At 63.2% G+C, this 16,233-nt stretch carries 14 protein-coding genes; 5 read left to right on the plus strand and 9 right to left on the minus strand.

Annotation, left to right across the window (positions count from 1 at the left end):
* Positions 1-2: 2 nt before the first annotated feature.
* The 3 genes from L1F06_RS16805 to L1F06_RS16815 all read right to left on the minus strand — a co-directional run bounded on the left by L1F06_RS16805 (position 3) and on the right by L1F06_RS16815 (position 2,112).
* The gene (locus L1F06_RS16805) at positions 3-503 is read right to left on the minus strand and encodes a cyclin-dependent kinase inhibitor 3 family protein (RefSeq protein WP_129481489.1); all 501 of its coding nucleotides are present in this window, start codon (positions 501-503) and stop codon (positions 3-5) included.
* An 18-nt stretch (positions 504-521) separates the two neighbouring features.
* Positions 522-1,235, minus strand: coding sequence for an arsenical resistance protein ArsH (gene arsH / locus L1F06_RS16810; RefSeq protein WP_129481490.1), 714 nt, complete (start codon positions 1,233-1,235; stop codon positions 522-524).
* A 100-nt stretch (positions 1,236-1,335) separates the two neighbouring features.
* Positions 1,336-2,112, minus strand: a complete 777-nt coding sequence (locus L1F06_RS16815) for a metalloregulator ArsR/SmtB family transcription factor (protein WP_129481491.1) — start codon at positions 2,110-2,112, stop codon at positions 1,336-1,338.
* A 106-nt stretch (positions 2,113-2,218) separates the two neighbouring features.
* Here L1F06_RS16815 and arsB point away from each other — a divergent pair, with 106 nt between their 5' ends.
* Together arsB and L1F06_RS16825 are read left to right on the plus strand one after the other, a co-directional pair.
* A complete protein-coding gene (arsB, locus tag L1F06_RS16820; RefSeq protein ID WP_129481492.1) occupies positions 2,219-3,292 on the plus strand; it encodes an ACR3 family arsenite efflux transporter in 1,074 nt (357 codons plus the stop codon).
* Positions 3,293-3,355: 63 nt separating this feature from the next.
* Positions 3,356-4,555 (plus strand): MFS transporter, encoded by a 1,200-nt coding sequence (locus tag L1F06_RS16825; protein WP_129481493.1) that lies wholly within the window; start codon positions 3,356-3,358, stop codon positions 4,553-4,555.
* Between the two features lie 54 nt (positions 4,556-4,609).
* Here the strand turns inward: L1F06_RS16825 and L1F06_RS16830 are convergent, their stop codons facing one another.
* Positions 4,610-5,137: a DUF3087 domain-containing protein gene (locus L1F06_RS16830; RefSeq protein WP_129481494.1), complete on the minus strand. Its 528-nt coding sequence runs from the start codon at positions 5,135-5,137 to the stop codon at positions 4,610-4,612.
* 65 nt (positions 5,138-5,202) lie between these two features.
* Positions 5,203-5,817 carry a DJ-1/PfpI family protein gene (locus tag L1F06_RS16835; protein ID WP_129481495.1) on the minus strand — a complete coding sequence of 205 codons (615 nt, stop codon included), beginning with the start codon at positions 5,815-5,817 and terminating at the stop codon, positions 5,203-5,205.
* Between the two features lie 83 nt (positions 5,818-5,900).
* On the opposite strand from L1F06_RS16835, the gene L1F06_RS16840 reads away from it, so the two are divergent.
* Both L1F06_RS16840 and L1F06_RS16845 read left to right on the plus strand, forming a co-directional pair.
* Positions 5,901-7,235, plus strand: a complete 1,335-nt coding sequence (locus tag L1F06_RS16840) for an aminotransferase-like domain-containing protein (RefSeq protein ID WP_129481496.1) — start codon at positions 5,901-5,903, stop codon at positions 7,233-7,235.
* A 59-nt stretch (positions 7,236-7,294) separates the two neighbouring features.
* The gene (locus L1F06_RS16845; RefSeq protein ID WP_252576681.1) at positions 7,295-7,588 is read left to right on the plus strand and encodes a hemolysin activation protein; all 294 of its coding nucleotides are present in this window, start codon (positions 7,295-7,297) and stop codon (positions 7,586-7,588) included.
* Positions 7,589-7,668: 80 nt separating this feature from the next.
* Here the strand turns inward: L1F06_RS16845 and L1F06_RS16850 are convergent, their stop codons facing one another.
* The 4 genes from L1F06_RS16850 to L1F06_RS16865 form a co-directional block, all read right to left on the minus strand.
* Positions 7,669-9,114 (minus strand): alpha/beta hydrolase, encoded by a 1,446-nt coding sequence (locus L1F06_RS16850; protein ID WP_129481498.1) that lies wholly within the window; start codon positions 9,112-9,114, stop codon positions 7,669-7,671.
* 48 nt (positions 9,115-9,162) lie between these two features.
* Entirely contained in the window at positions 9,163-13,200 is a 4,038-nt protein-coding gene (hrpA, locus tag L1F06_RS16855; RefSeq protein ID WP_129481499.1) for an ATP-dependent RNA helicase HrpA, read from the minus strand.
* Between the two features lie 374 nt (positions 13,201-13,574).
* Positions 13,575-14,174 (minus strand): hypothetical protein, encoded by a 600-nt coding sequence (locus tag L1F06_RS16860; RefSeq protein WP_129481500.1) that lies wholly within the window; start codon positions 14,172-14,174, stop codon positions 13,575-13,577.
* 4 nt (positions 14,175-14,178) lie between these two features.
* Positions 14,179-15,126 (minus strand): DUF4365 domain-containing protein, encoded by a 948-nt coding sequence (locus tag L1F06_RS16865; protein WP_129481501.1) that lies wholly within the window; start codon positions 15,124-15,126, stop codon positions 14,179-14,181.
* A 632-nt stretch (positions 15,127-15,758) separates the two neighbouring features.
* On the opposite strand from L1F06_RS16865, the gene L1F06_RS16870 reads away from it, so the two are divergent.
* Complete coding sequence (locus tag L1F06_RS16870) at positions 15,759-16,208, plus strand: carboxymuconolactone decarboxylase family protein (protein ID WP_129481502.1); 450 nt, start codon at positions 15,759-15,761, stop codon at positions 16,206-16,208.
* Positions 16,209-16,233: the final 25 nt, after the last annotated feature.

The raw sequence follows: 16,233 nt of genomic DNA on the forward strand, positions 1-16,233 counted from the left end.
TATCAGTGGGTCGCGTCGAACTGGTTGATCCAGTTGAGATGCGCGGGATGCTGGATGGCCTTGGGTCGCAATGCCTGCACCAGGGCAATGGCCTGGCTGCGCGCGATGCCGGCCTCGATGAGGATGCGTGCGGCGATCAGGCCGGTGCGCCCGGAGCCGCCCTTGCAGTGGATGGCCAGCGCGCGGCCGCCACGCAGGTGTTCGAGAATCGCCTGGCGCGATGCCCGCCAGCCCTCGCCGAAATCCTCCAGCGGCACCTGTTCGTCGGCCACCGGCAGGTGATACCAGGCCAGGTCCAGGGCCTGGCACTGCTGGGCGATACGTTCGGCACCATTGGCGGCCAGCTCGCTGCGCGGCATCAGGGTGATCAGCCCTTCCGCACCGGCCTGCTTGAGCGCCAGCAGCGCCTGTTCCAGCGAGGTTTCCCGGGTGCCGGGGCAAGGCGTGAAAATCAGCGCGCCGGCCAGGCCGGGCACGTGCAGTACATCGTAGGGATGAGTCATGGCGGGCAGTTCCTTCGCTCAGAGGGCGCGCTGATTGACGCGCTTGGACAGTTCTTCGGCCGACTCCTTGCGCTCGGAGTAGCGATCGACCAGGTAGTCGGAGCGGTCGCGCAGCAGCAGGGTGAACTTGACCAGTTCCTCCATCACGTCCACCAGGCGGTCGTAGAACGAGGACGGTTTCATCCGGCCCTCCGCGTCGAACTCCATGAAGGCCTTGGGCACCGAGGACTGGTTGGGGATGGTGAACATGCGCATCCAGCGCCCCAGCACGCGCAGCTGATTGACCACGTTGAACGACTGCGAGCCGCCGCAGACCTGCATCACCGCCAGGGTCTTGCCCTGGGTCGGGCGGACCGCGCCCATGGCCAGCGGCACCCAGTCGATCTGCGCCTTGAACACGGCAGTCATCGCGCCGTGGCGTTCGGGCGAGCACCACACCTGGCCCTCCGACCACTGCATCAGCTCGCGCAGCTCCTGCACCTTGGCATGGCTGTCCGGCGCATCGTCCGGCAGCGGCAGGCCGCGCGGGTCGTAGATGCGCGTCTCGGCGCCGAAGCGCTGCAACAGGCGCGCGGCCTCCTCGGTCAGCAGGCGGCTGAAGGACTTCTCGCGGGTGGAGCCGTACAGCAGCAGGATGCGCGGCGCATGGGTCGAGGCCGACTCGACGCTGAGCTTGTCCGAATTCGGTAGATCGAGTAGTTGCCGGTCGATGTTGGGCAGGTCGTCGTGCATGGTTTCCATCCGCTGCAAGGGGTTAAACGGGCGGCAGTGTCGGCATCACGCCCGGGGCGGGTCGAGGCGCACTGGCGCTGGCCATGAGGTGCCGCATGGCTCAATCGCAGAGCGGCTTGCGCCCCGGTCGGTCACGCATCTGCCACAGACGCTGCACGTCCGGGCGCAGCCATTCGGCATTGCTGTCGAGGGTGCGCTTGAGCACCTCCCTGACCCACTCGGGCAACTGCGGATGCAGGCGGTAGTAGACCCATTGGCCGTTGCGCCGGTCCTCCAGCAGCCCGCAGCTGCGCAGCAGGGCCAGGTGTCGGGAGATCTTCGGTTGCGCCAGCTGCAGCGCCGCGGTCAGCTCGCAGACGCACAGTTCCTGCTCCAGGGTAACCAGCAGGGCGATGCGCGTACGCGTCTCGTCGGCCAGGCACTTGAACACGTCGGTGGGGGTCATGGCCTCGGGGTCGGCACTGGCCGGCTTGCTCTTGATCAGCACGAACATCTTTATCCGTTCGTGGATCTCGTGCAGCGTCTTGCGGTAGGCATCCTTTTGCGCGCTGGTGGCCGGGTCCTCGAAGTTCCAGGCGATGTATTCACCGGTGCCGGGCAGCGCCAGGCACTCCAGCGCGGACTTGTCGCACAGGGTGATCACATAGTCGAACGGCTCGCCGGCGACCTGCTCGACCGACTTGCTGAACAGCCCTTCGGTGGATACTCCGAGGTGCTCCAGCGCATGACGGGTGCGCGGGTCAACCTCGGTGGGCGCGGTGCCTGCGCTGAATGCCTCGAAGTGTTCCGGGTCGGTGTGGCGCAGCAACGCCTCGGCCATCTGCGAACGCGACGAGTTGGCCACGCAGAGGAACAGGACACGCTTTTTCTGGCTCATGCGGTTATCCGTCGAAGATGCACACGAGCGAATATATTGATTTCCATATATTCAGTAAAGCGAATATGCTGAGGCCGTTCGCCAACGACGAGAATGGACAGCGAAGATGACAAATGCGTGTGACAACACCCCAGCAGGTTCCACGGGCGCGCCCCTGGGCTTCTTCGAGCGTTACCTGAGCCTGTGGGTCTTTCTCTGCATCGCCGCGGGTACCGCGCTGGGTCTCGTCGCCCCGCAAGCCGCACAGGCGGTCGGCGCGCTGGAAGTGGCGCAGGTGAACATCCCGGTCGGCGTGCTGATCTGGGTGATGATCATCCCCATGCTGATGAAGATCGATTTCGCCTCGCTGCATGAAGTGCGCGGGCAGAAAGCCGGTATCGGCGTCACCCTGTTCGTCAACTGGGTGGTCAAGCCCTTCTCCATGGCCCTGATCGGCTGGCTGTTCATCAAGATCCTGTTCGCCGACTGGCTGCCGGCCGATCAGCTCGACAGCTACATGGCCGGGCTGATCCTGCTCGGTGCCGCACCCTGTACGGCGATGGTGTTCGTGTGGAGCAACCTGTGTGGCGGCAACGCCAACTTCACCCTCAGCCAGGTGGCCCTCAACGACCTGGTGATGGTGTTCGCCTTCGCCCCCATCGTCGCCTTGCTGCTCGGCGTGTCGTCGATCCCGGTGCCATGGGACACCCTGCTGCTGTCGGTGGTGATGTACATCGTCATCCCCCTGGCCATCGCCCAGGCGGTGCGCGCGCAGTTGCTCAAGCGCGGCAAGCATGTCTTCGAGGCGGCCCTGGCCAGGATCGCCCCCTTCTCCATCCTCGCCCTGCTCGGCACCTTGGTACTGCTGTTCTCCTTTCAGGGCCAGGCCATCGTCGCGCAACCGCTGGTCATCGGCATCCTCGCCCTGCCGATCCTGCTGCAGACGCTGTTCATCGCAGCCCTGGGTTACGCCCTAAATCGCTCGCTGAAAGTACGTCATGACGTGGCAGGCCCGTCGACCATGATTGGCGCCTCCAACTTCTTCGAGCTGGCCGTGGCGGTGGCCATCGTGCTTTATGGTTTCGATTCCGGCGCGGCGCTGGCCACGGTCGTCGGCGTGCTGATCGAGGTGCCGGTGATGCTCTGGCTGGTGCGCCTGGTCAACAAGAGCCGGCATTGGTATGAACGGGCGTTGCCGTAGCGCACCACTCCCCCTGCTGCGCTTTGCGCCCTGCCGAACCACCGCTAACGGGATGCCGCGACCATGCCACAGACCGCTCCAATGCCTTCGGTCAGCCGCTTTCGCCTGGTCGGCGCCATGGGGATTGGCCAGATACTGGCCTGGAGTTCGACCTATTACCTGCCTGCCGTGCTGGCCAGCCCCATTACGCAGGCAACGGGCTGGTCGATCACCCGAGTGGTGATGGGGCTTTCCCTCGGCCTGCTGGTTGCCGGAGCCTGTTCGCCCCGGGTCGGCCGCATGATCGACCGTCACGGCGGCCGCTCGACGCTGGCGGCAAGCTCGATTCTCATGGCTCTGGGTCTCGCCCTCATGGGCGCGGCCCAGCATCTGCCGGTGTACTACCTGGCCTGGACCATCATCGGTCTGGCCATGGCGGCGGGCCTGTACGACGCCGCCTTCGCCACGCTGGGCAGCCTGCTGGGCAGCGCGGCACGCTCCTCCATCAGTGGCCTGACGCTGCTGGGCGGGTTCGCCAGCACCCTGGGGTGGCCCTTGCTCGCCTATCTGGAACATCAACTGGGCTGGCGAGACGCATGCTTCGTGCTGGCCGGTGCCCATTTGGCAGTGGGCCTGCCGATTTACCTGCTTTTCGTGCCGAAGGCTCCAACCGCCCCTGCCCCAGCCAGCAGCCGCACGCAGGCGAACGCAGAAGCCGGCCAACCGCTCGCCTACCGCCAGCTATTCCTCCTGCTCGCGCTGCTGCTGACCCTGCAATCATTGGTGGCGTCGACCGTGTCGGTGCATCTGCTGGATATGCTCAAGTTGCTCGGCATGGCCACTGCTTCAGCCCTGGCCATCGGAATGATCATGGGGCCGGCGCAGGTTGCCGGGCGCATCGCGGAATTCACCTGGGGTCAGGGCCTTCACCCAACCTGGGCCACGCGCCTGGGTGTTCTGCTCTGCCTGGTTGGCATCCTGCTGCTGGTACCGGCTCAGGCCTGGCTGGCGTTCGTCGCCATCGCCCTGTATGGCGCAGGCAACGGCATCCTGACCATCACGCGCGGGACCTTGCCGCTGGTGCTGTTCGGCCCCACCGGTTATGGCGCGCGCATGGGCCTGCTCGCCAGGCCCATGCTCGTTGCGCAGGCAGCGGGACCGATAGGCGCAGCGATGATCCTGGATGCCTTCAGCGCCGAGGCCTTGCTGATGGTACTGGCCAGCCTTGCCCTGGCAGGGCTGCTGGCCAGCAGTCGGCTGCCTACGCGCGAAGCAGGCCCCTGAGCGGCCCGATCAGTTGCAGGGCGGGCTGATCAGACCACAGCGCCCGCCCACGGCTTATGCCTTGAACGCCTTGACCCGCTCCAGCCACTGCAGATCGAGACGCGTCTGCTCCAGCTCCAGCCCCTGCTGCTGCATGACATCGCGGTGCGCGTCGATCTCGCGCACCATCTGGCTCAGCTCGCTGGAGTTGCCGTCGAGCTGATGCATCTGGGTCACCCCCAGGTGGTAGAAGCGCAGCAGCTTCATCGCCGTTTCATCGCCCTGAGCCACGCCCGCCTTGACGTGATGCATCACGTTGGTCACGCGCATCAGGCTGCGCTTGAGGCGCCAGCCGTAGACGGCCGGCGCCATGAACGGCCGCGGCCATAGCTGCAGGCGCACCAGGGCGATGGTCAACGCCAGGCCGGCCAGCACACCCAGCAGATTCCACTTGAAGTTGTCGCCACCCGGCGTGCCGAACACCTGCGTGCTCGCCGTGGCGCAGAGCATGGCCAGCGCCACGAAGATGGCGGCAATCACCGCCGTGCTGCGGCGCGTCTGCTGGCGATAGAAAGCGGGGTCGATGGGCTGGATTTCGAACATGCGCGAAGGCTCGTGGCGGAGTCAGTCGGCGATGGTACGACAGCTTGCCGCGATGCACGAACCCGTCACGCCTCTGTACGGCCCTGAAGATAAGGACCGATCGCCGCCATCGCCGCCGCCAGGTACTGCGCCTTCTCACCCACTGGCGCCACGTAGTGCAGCGCCTGGCGCGCCTCGTCGAGGCCGACCAGACGGGCAATGACCCAGGCGGCGAGATAGATCGACGCCAGGCAGCCGCCTGCCGTGGCGACATTGCCACGGGCGAACAGTGGCTGATCGAGCACTGCCACGCCCGCTGCCTCCACCCAGGGTTTGCTGGTCAGATCGGTGCAGGCGGCGACGCCGTCGAGCAGGCCGAGCCGGGCCAGCACCAGCGTGCCGGAACACTGCGCCGCCAGCAGTTGCCGCGCCGGGTCGAGGCGCAGCTGCGCCATCAGCGCTGCATCCGCCACCACCTCACGGGTGCGCATGCCACTGCCGACGATCACCGCATCGGCCGCGCAGGCCTGCTGCAGGTCGATCTGGCTATCGATCACCAACCCGTTCATGGATGTCACGCGCGCAGCTGGGCTGGCGATGCTGACGCGCCAGTCGGGCCGGCGAATGCGGCTGAGAATGGCGAAGGCGATCAGCGAGTCGAGCTCGTTGAACCCCTCGAAGGTCAGAATGGCGATGTGCATGGCAGCTCCTGTGATGAAACGGGTTGCCACGCAGCTTCGGGGCAATGATCATGACAATCAAATAATTGTCATGGATACAACCCATGCCCCGTGCGCGCTACAAGCAACTGGTCGATCAGTTGGCCGCCGACATCCGCTGCGGCGCGCTCGCGCCCGGCACACGCCTGCCCACGCACCGCGAACTGGCCGCGCAGCGCGGCATCGCCCTGGTCACCGCATCACGGGTCTACGCCGAGCTGCACGCCATGGGCCTGGTCAGTGGCGAAACCGGGCGCGGCACCTTCGTGCGCGAGACCAGCCTGGCGCCTGGCCACGGTATCGACCAGCCGGCGACAGAGGGCGGCATGCTCGACCTCAACTTCAACTACCCCACGTTGCCGGGCCAGGCCGACCTGCTGCGCCAGGCCCTGCGCCAGCTGGCATTGTCCGGTGATCTGGAGGCGCTGCTGCGCTACCAGCCCCATGCCGGGCGCCCCCATGAGCGGGCATTGCTGGCCAGGCACCTGACGGATCAGGGACTCCCGGTCACGGCGCAACAGGTGCTGATCGTCAATGGCGCCCAGCACGGCCTGGCGCTGACCCTGCAGACCCTGCTCAAGCCCGGTGACGTGGTCGCGGTCGACACCCTCACCTACCCCGGCTTCAAGGCGGCCGCCGCCGCGCGCGGCGTGGAATTGCTGGCAATACCTTGCGATGCCAGCGGTCCCGATTTCGCTGCCCTGGCAGCACTGTGCAGAACGCGCCGGGTACGGGCGATCTACAGCATGCCGACCCTGCACAACCCGCTGGGCTGGGTACTCGATCAGCGACAGCGCGAGCGCCTGGTCGACATCGCCCGCGAGCACGACCTGCTGATCATCGAGGATGCCGCCTACGCCTTCCTGGCCAGCTCGGCACCAGCGCCACTGGCCGCCCTGGCGCCCGAACGCACGGTGCATGTGTCGGGCTTCTCGAAGAACATCGCCACCGGCTTGCGGGTTGGCTACCTGACTGCGCCTGCCGTCTGGGTCGCCGCACTGGAGCGCAGCATCCGCGCCAGCACCTGGAACACCCCGGGCATCATGACGGCGCTGGTCTGCGCCTGGATCGAAGACGGCACACTGGCACGCCTGCAAGCGCAGAAGCGCGAGGACGCCCGCTGTCGGCAAGCGCTGGCTCGGCGCGTGCTGGCCGGCCTGCAACCGATCGGCCATGAGGCCGGCTACTTCCTCTGGCTGCCATTACCGGCCGAGGTGCGCGCCGATCAGGTCGTGGCGCGCCTGCTGCGCGAGCAGGTGGCGGTCTCCACCGCTGAGCCGTTCAGCACTTCGGAGCAGGTGCCCCATGCGCTGCGCCTGGCCCTTGGCTCGGTCACCCTGGCGCAACTGGAAGATGGGCTGGACAAGGTCAGGCAAGCCATCGCCCATTTCGCCTATTGAGCGATCTGACGCAGCCATTCGCTGGGGCTAGCTCCACCTTGCGGCGAAATGCGCGGGCCATGGCCAAGGAGCAACGGCAAAGCGCGCTGGTGGTGGAGTACGTCGGCAAGGCCTCAGCCGCGCTGGAGCAGATCAACGGCCATATCGGCCAGATCAGCGATCAGAACATTCAGATCGCCACCGCCACCGAGGAGCAGTCCAGCGTGGTCGAGGACATCAACCGCAATATCGTCGACATCAACGAACTGACCGTCGGTACCACCCATATCGCCGATCAGCTGAACCAGGCCAGCAGCGACCTGCAGGCGCTCTCGACGCAGCTCGATGGACTGGTGGGGCGTTTCCGGTTGTAACCTGAAATTCCCACCAGGCTGGTGCGCACGGCGCACCCTACACAAGGCAACCGTGGGGTGCGCCGTGCGCACCGAGCCACCTACAGGTCTTCGTCGATGCGCTCACGCAGGTAGTCGTAGAAGGGATTGGACGTCACCCGCTGCAGGCTGCCCAGCCCCACCACCAGCACGCCGTGCTCACCGCGCGGCGCCAGGGTGCCCAGCGCCACGCCGTAGTCTTCGCCAGGCGCCGGATCGCTGCCGTACAAGGGATCGCTGGGCGGAAACGGCAGTGCTACGTGCGACAGCGAGAACAGCTGGCTCGGGTAGTCCACGCCCAGAGGCTGGCTGATCGCCTGCAAGCTGCCCGCCGCGGTACGCCGGGCCTCGACCGCACGCCCCCGTTCGGGTGCCACGCCCACCACGGTCAGGTCGTAGTCGCGCTCGGCCGGCGGCAGCAACTGTTCCAGCAAGCTGCTCATGTCGGCCCGCAGCAGCGAGCTGACCGCCTGCGAACGATTGATGTCGAAGACCACCAGTTCGCTGCCGTTGGCCGGCAGGCGTTCGAACAGGTCGCGCACCACTGCCGGCGTGCTTACCGTGCTGTCGGCCAGCGACTGGAAGGCCAGCACCGGCGGCAGCCGCTGCAAACGTCCATCGGCCTCGGCGGCATCGAAGGCGCGCTGCACCTCATGCGTCAGCTCGTAGGTCTGCCGCGCGGCATGCACCGGAAAGGAGTTGTACTTGAACGGATTGAATTCCGGCAGCACGTTCATCCAGGCCGATTTGGCGAACGCCGGCAACACTGCCGGCAAGGCTGCCAAGCCGGCATAACGGGCATAGCGGGTGACCCCGACCATCGGCGAAATCAGCACCAGACGCTGCGGCATGGCCAGGCGCTCGTCCTCCAGCGCGGCCAGGCTGTAGCGCAGCGCCAGGGCGCCGCCGTTGGAATAGCCGATCAGGTACAGCGGCCCGTCCGGCACCTGGCGCCGGGCTTCGCGCACCGCCAGGCGGGTGGCGGCCAGCCACTGCTCCCAGCGTGCCGCGGTCAGCGCACCCGGCACGGTGCCGTGGCCGGGCATGCGCGGTACCACGGCGAGCAGGCCCTGCTCGCTCAGGTGGCTGGCGATATGGCGCAGGCTATAGGGCGAATCGGTCAGGCCGTGCAGCAACACCACCACGCCGCGTGGCGCACCGACTGGCGGTAGGATGAAGGAGCGATTCCAGTCCCGCGGCAGCTTGCCGGGGTAGACGGGGCTGTCACTGGAATAGCGGCTGAATGGTGCCACGCCGGCCGCCGTCACCGGCTCGATCAGCTCGCGTTGCAGGCGCTGGTGTATCGCGGCCTCGGCTGCCAGATAGGCCTGCCAGTCAGCCTGGTCCAGTTCATCCGCCTCCAGTTCCTGCGGCACCAGGCGGTGCCAGGGCTGCAAATCGGGCAATGAAGACAGCCCGGCAATGCGAACGCCCAGCAGGGCCACCGCGATCAGCAACAGCAGTACAAGCGTCCAGGCCATCACGTTGCGCATGCGCGGTAAACGCATGAGGCGCCTCCTTGGTTGCGGTTGTTTCTGACCCTAGCGCAAAGCGGCTCAGGCCTCCACCAGGCTCCACTGCTTGGCGAGGCGCTTGTCCGATACCGCCATCTTCGTCCCCAGTTGCTGGGCGAACAGTGACACGCGGTATTCCTCCAGCATCCAGCGGTACAGAGTCAGCTGCGGGTCGCGTTTGCCTTCCTGGGCATGCTTGGCCGTGCGCGCCTGGTACTGCTCCCAATAGCCGGTCAGCTCGCCGGCCCAGACGCGGTCGCGCTGCACCTGCGCGCCGACCTTGTCCAGGCGCTGCTCGATGGCCTTGAGGTAACGCGGGATTTCCTTGAGCCACTCGCCCGGCGTCTCGCGCACGAAGCCGGCATACACCAGATTGGCCAGTTGCTGCTTGATGTCGTTAAGCGCCATGGCCTGGGCCAGATCGATCTTGCCCTTGAAGCGCTTCTGCAGGCCATGGTTGAGCTTGAGGATTTCCAGCACCTGGCGGGCGACGCGCTCGGCATGCGCCGTCCAGTCACCGCGCTTGCGCTCGGCCAGTTGCGCCAGGGCCGCGCCATCACGCGGCAGCGTCGCTTCGCCTTCGAGGATGCAGGCATCCAGGCTGGCCAGCAGAATGTCCTCGACCAGCGCCTCGATGCGGCCGATATCGCGATAGAGCAGGCCCAGCTCGGTCAGCCCCGGCAGCTTGCCGCGCAGGAACTTCGCTTGATCAGCCAGTTGCTGCAGCAGCAGGCGTTGCAGGGCGCGACGGTGCTGGAAGTCGGCCTCGGCCTGGGTCGGGAAGCGCCCTTCCTTGACCACGCCCGCTTCTTCCACCAGCGCCGGGTAGACGGTCATGGAAAGCCCGGCAATCTTCTGCTGCGCCTTCTCGGCCACTTCGGCAAAGGCCTTGGCCTCCACCGCTTTCGGCTTGTCACTCTGCTGCGGGATGGCCAAGGCAGCCTGGCTGGCCTCGGCGAAACGCGCGGTCAGCTCGGCCAGGTCGCGACCTTCGCCGAGGAACTTGCCACGCGCGTCCACCACCTCGATATTCATCTTCAGGTGGTTTTCGATGCTTTCAGCCGCTTCCGCCCAGGCCTCGTCGGACACCCGCGCGCCGGTCATGCGCAGCAGCTCGGCACCAAGGGCCTGCGGCAGCGAGCCCTGGCCGAACACCAGCTTGTCCAGCGCGGCGCCAACGAAGTCCGGCACCGGCACGAAGTTCTTGCGCAGCGCCTTGGGCAGGCCGCGCACCAGCGCCACGCACTTGGCCTCCAGCAGACCCGGCACCAACCACTCCAGGCGCTCGGGCTGCAGTTGCGGCAACAGCGGCGCCGGCACACGCAGGGTCACGCCGTCACGCGGGTGGTTGGGCTCGAAGTGATAGGACAGCGGCAGTTGCAGCTCGCCGATGCGCAAGGTGTCCGGGTACTGCGCGGCGGTGACCTCCTTGGCATCGCGGGCCAGGGCATCCTCCTCGCGCATGATCAACAGCTGCGGATCGGCCGCGCTGCCCTTCTTGTACCAGCTCTCGAAACTCGCGGCCTGGTAGATATCCTGCGGGATGCGCGCCTCGTAGTAGCCGAACAGGGTTTCCTCGTCGGCGAGAATATCGCGGCGGCGCGACTTGGCCTCCAGCTCGTCGAGGCGTTCGAGCAACTGGCGGTTGGCGGTCAGGCAGCGCACGCGGCTGTTGATCTCGCCTCGCACCAGCCCCTCGCGAATGAACATCTCGCGCGCCACCGGCGGGTCGATGGGGCCGTAATGCACCGGGCGGCGGCCGACGATGATCATGCCGTACAGGGTGACCTGCTCGTACGCCACCACCTGGCCGCGCTTCTTCTCCCAATGCGGTTCCAGATGGTTCTTCTTCACCAGATGCGCCGCCAGCGGCTCGATCCAGTCCGGCTCGATCTTGGCCACCATACGGGCGAACAGCTTGGTGGTTTCCACCAGCTCGGCGGCCATCACCCAGTTGGGCTTCTTGCGCCCGATCACGCTCGATGGATGAATCCAGAAACGCCGCTGGCGCGCGCCGAGGTAGTCGCCCTCCTCGGTCTTCTGGCCGATCTGGCTGAGCAGGCCGGCAAGAATCGCCTTGTGCACGGCGGCATAGTTCTTCGCCCGCACCGCCGCCTCGCTGGCCTCGGCCTGCTGGCGGGCGATGGCGTTGACGCGGGTGTCCTTGGTCGGAGCAACCGCCGCCTCGTAGGAGCCGGCTTGCCGGCGATCCTTCTGCGCACCTTGATCGCCCCCACCCGAGCCGCGCCCGCCCTGCAATTGCAGCTCACGGGCGATCAGCACCAGTTGCCGGTGCGCGTCGCGCCATTCGCGCAGGCGCATGTAGTTGAGGAAGTTCTTCTTGCACCAGGTACGCAGCGGGTTGCTGCCCAGCTCCTGGCGTTTCTCCTCGAAGCCGCGCCACAGGTTGATCAGCGCGGCGAAGTCCGAGTCCACATCCTTCCACTGCGCATGCGCCTGGTCGGCGGCCTGCTGGCGATCCATCGGTCGCTCGCGCGGGTCCTGCACCGACAGCGCGGCAGCGACGATCAGGATCTCCTCCAGGCTGCCCTGCTTGGCGCCTTCCAGCACCATGCGCCCCAGGCGTGGGTCGATAGGCAGGCGCGCCAGTTGCCGGCCGATGGGCGTAAGCTGGCTTTCGCGGTTGACCGCCGACAGCTCCTGCAACAGGTTGAAGCCGTCGCTGATGGCCTTGCCGTCTGGCGGCTCGATAAAGGGGAAGTCCTCGATGCTGCCCAGGCGCAGGTGCAGCATCTGCAGGATCACCGCCGCGAGATTGGTACGCAGAATCTCCGGGTCGGTGAACTCAGGGCGACCGAGAAAATCCTCCTCGCTGTACAAACGAATGCAGATGCCCGGCTCGACCCGCCCGCATCGGCCCTTGCGCTGGTTGGCGCTGGCCTGCGACACCGGCTCGATGGGCAGCCGCTGCACCTTGGCGCGGTAGCTGTAGCGGCTGATGCGCGCGGTGCCGCTGTCGATCACGTAGCGGATGCCCGGCACGGTCAGCGAGGTTTCGGCGACGTTGGTGGCCAGCACGATCTTGCGCCCCGGCATGGGCGCGAAAATCTTCTGCTGCTCGGCCGGCGTCAACCGCGCATACAGCGGCAGCACCTCGGTGTGGCGCAGGTTGGCCTTGCGCAGCACCTCGGCCGCCTCACGAATCTCGCGCTCACCGGGCAGGAACACCAGCACATCGCCGGGGCGCTTGCCCACGCTGCGCTCGTGCTCGGTGATCTCGTCCAGCGCAGCGAGAATGCCCTGGTCGATGGACAGGTCATCGAGCAGGCGCTCGCCCTCCTCGTCCACCTCGGCCGCCAGCGGGCGGTACCAGGTTTCCACCGGGTAGGTGCGGCCGGACACCTCGATGATCGGCGCGTCATTGAAGTGCTTGGAGAAACGCTCCAGATCGATGGTCGCCGACGTGATGATCAGCTTCAGATCCGGGCGACGCGGCAGCAGGGTCTTCAGGTAGCCGAGCAGGAAGTCGATATTGAGGCTGCGTTCGTGCGCCTCGTCGACGATGATGGTGTCGTACTTTTCCAGAAAGCGGTCGTGCTGGGTTTCGGCGAGCAGGATGCCATCGGTCATCAGCTTGATCAGTGTGCCGTCCTTGCTCTGATCCTCGAAACGCACCTGATAGCCGACCAGCTCGCCCAACGGTGTGCCGATCTCTTCCGCTACCCGAGTCGCCACACTGCGCGCCGCCAAGCGGCGCGGCTGGGTATGGCCGATCAGCCCATGCACACCCCGGCCAATCTCCAGGCAGATCTTCGGCAACTGCGTGGTCTTGCCCGACCCCGTCTCACCGGCAATCACCACCACCTGGCTCTTTTCCAGCGCGGCCTTGATCTCGTCGCGCTTGGCGGCAATCGGCAGCGCATCGTCGTAGCGCATCGCCGGGATGCTGCTGCGCCGCGCCGCCACCTTGTCGCTGGACGCCTGAAAACGCTCCAGCCACTGCGCCAGCTTCGCCTCGTCGGGCTGCTTCTGCAGCTCATGCAACTGCCGGCGCAAGCGATGGCGCTCGGCGATCATGACGTGGTCGAGTTTCTTCTGCAGCGTGGCGAGGTCAGTCATCTGGATCGGGGCAATCAGGGCAAAGGCGGGATTGTCGCAGATTACGCTCTGTGGCGGGCAGGCTATCCCGTAGCGGAAGAGCGCGGAATTAAGGCGTAAGGGAGCGGCTGCTTTCGGCCAAGGCGGGCGGTCTGGCCACTAAATAAATCTGCCTCTTGCCTCGTGGTGAGATGGGGGCGGAGGACCTGTTGCCGTAGGAGCTGAAGTCTGCTCGGATACGGCGGCTTCAAAAAGTGGCGTAAGTCCTGACGCTAGCCAGCTTCAGAATCACAAAGCCCTGCGACGCGGGGGCTTCTAGTTTACGACGCTCATAACTATAGCATCACGCCCAAAGTATTTGATGTGCGATTACTTTATGGTCGAGGTGAACAACATCAAACAGGACTATTCCAGCTCGGCAAATTATCTATAATAAGAACATCACCACCCAAGTCTTCATAGACATCTCGCTGGCTATCTACAATCATTTTATACCAAGTATCGGAGCGTGGTCCTAATGCGGCGCGATCCAGCTGGACATTATTACTGTAGAAGTACTCCTTCTCTTCAAGTCTAAACTCGCCATCTGCTGAGAAAAAAAGAACTAAACATTGATCGGGGAAGGCCAGAGCCATTGCGAACACGCACTTAACAACTGAAAAATCTAAAAACTTAGAAAACCCAGCACCTTCAGATCTTAATACGACTCCTCCGCCCACCAACATTGCAGACTCTTTTATACGTTCTCTGTTCTGATGAAGCCAGCGATGGGTGATTTTTATATTAGGGTCAGTACTGCTAGCCTTTAAAATCGCACACAGTCTCGTAAGAGCCTCTTCCTCCCAAGTAAAAATCTTTTCTATTGACATGCAATTCAGAGAGACCATGGGTAAGAAATCATTGCCATGCTCAACTGCTAATTCAACCTTATCCCCAGAGGTGCTCATGTGATTCAAGAAGCAAACCGCCGAATGAAATTCCTGAATAGAGTACATTTCGTCATGGCTCAATTTCAGGGGTTACTTTGATATTCTTCTTAGCAGGATCAATTAATACATCAAAATAACGCCCACGAAGACGAAATGGCAGATACTGACCCGCACTGGGTATCGGGGAGATGTATAACTGCATATTAAAAAATAGCGGCTCCATACCCTGACCAGCCAGCATTATACGCACCGCCCGCTGATCACCAACGATCAGTTCAATCGTCCCTTGAGTAGAATCTATAGTAGGCAGTAGGTCACGTATACCGAATCTTTTTTCCCATGCTTGGAAAGAAGCCACGCTTATTGGTTCACGGTACCCAAGGGTGCCAAGAATAAACTGCTCCTGCTGCTCTTTTGTTTCAAGTTGTATGCGAATTTCTGCTGCGCCATCTTCAAAACCAACCTCCGACAAATAGCCTTGCTTCTGCTTAGAGAAAGCAGAGAAATCCCCATCAACCAGCTCTAAAATCTTCGCCATGAAACCATGAGCATTTACTGGTGAAATTAGGTCACACTTCCCAAAAGAAACGGAAATTTTCTTTCTATTGAGTTTCGCATCAGCATCTTGAATTGTGACCTCTCGTACCCGCCTGAGGATTTTCTCTACCCAGCGATTGTCCAAGCACACCAAGTAGGCGGAATGCGGTTCATTCTCTAAGGCCGAGTCAAATTGGAGAAGTAAATAGAATGTTGGCAAAGGATCAGTAGCCAGCGCCAACAGGTTGGACAGCTCAACCTGAACTGAAGTGGATCGACTCTTCGTGGATTTTACCTGAACCTTAAATGCGCCATTTCCTTTGTGGAGATCATATGCGCTACCGGTAGTTCGAGATACCGCCATTTCTACGTAATAGTCCCACCCATATCTATCGCGCTGAGCCTTGTGTGCATTTAGACCTACAGAACTACACCATTTCTGGAACACATCTTCGCCGACATCTCCGATATCTACATGCATATCACACCCTTAAAATATTAGATACTGAAATGCGAAACTTAGATTAACCGAAGGAAATAATTTTTTGCTCGGCCATGAAATTATCCAGTAGCGGTGAAGACAGAATAGAGACTGAAAGCAAGCAGCAGAAATTAGAGCGATGCCGCTCGATCAGCACGCTGTTGCAACGTAAAGTCGAGGGGGAACGGCCAGATTTTCACACTTAGGCAGAAAAGAGAAAAGGGACAGATTGGTTTACAGGACGGATCTTCCGCTCTTGGCCGAGAGCGGCCCGTCGTGGCTGGCTGCAATCGGCCAAAAGCAGTCGTTTCATGATCGTTACCACGCCGGAGCGCGGGAGCCATCGTATTTTTTGCGGGCGCCGTTCACAGAGCTGAGCGGCCACGAACCAGTTTGCAAGGCTTTCATATAGCCAGAAACCCGAGCATCGCAACGCTCTTCAGGCTAAAGCCTGAGCGATGGACGCTGAACAGCAGATCAGCCACTCCACACCCACCGCATCAAAAGCCACAACGGCCACGCCGCAAAGTGGACCACTCATTAAGCCCTTAATTGGATCAATACCCTGATCCTCTTAGTTGTCTTAATTGAGCAGACCTTACTGATCCCCCATCCACAAAGGGTACTGCTCTATGACTCGTCTTGATTGGTTTGAGGCTTCACCCGGTGCAGCCAAAGCACTGGGTGGTCTGCACCATTTCGTCACCACCGGAACGAACCTGCCACCTCAGCTCATACATCTCGTGTTCTTGCGGGCATCGCAAATCAATGGATGCGCGCACTGCATCGATATCCATTCACGAGATCTGATCAAGGGAGGTATGTCAGTAGAAAAGCTCGTTCTGGTGCCCGTCTGGCATGAGGCCGCGCATCTGTTCTCCGACCAGGAACGTTCCGCCCTGGCCTGGACGGAAGAAGTGACCCTGGTTGGTGAAAGGCATGTTTCCGATGAAGCTTATGCCGCGACATCGTCCGCGTTCACTCCGAAAGACCTGGTCGACCTTACGGCGGCGATCGCAGCCATGAACGCGTTCAACCGCATGGGTGTCAGCTTTCGCTTGAGCCCTGCTGCGAAGGCGTAAACCGGAAGGGGAGATTTAATCCCCC

This window comes from Pseudomonas hydrolytica, from assembly GCF_021495345.1.
GTDB lineage: Bacteria > Pseudomonadota > Gammaproteobacteria > Pseudomonadales > Pseudomonadaceae > Aquipseudomonas > Aquipseudomonas hydrolytica.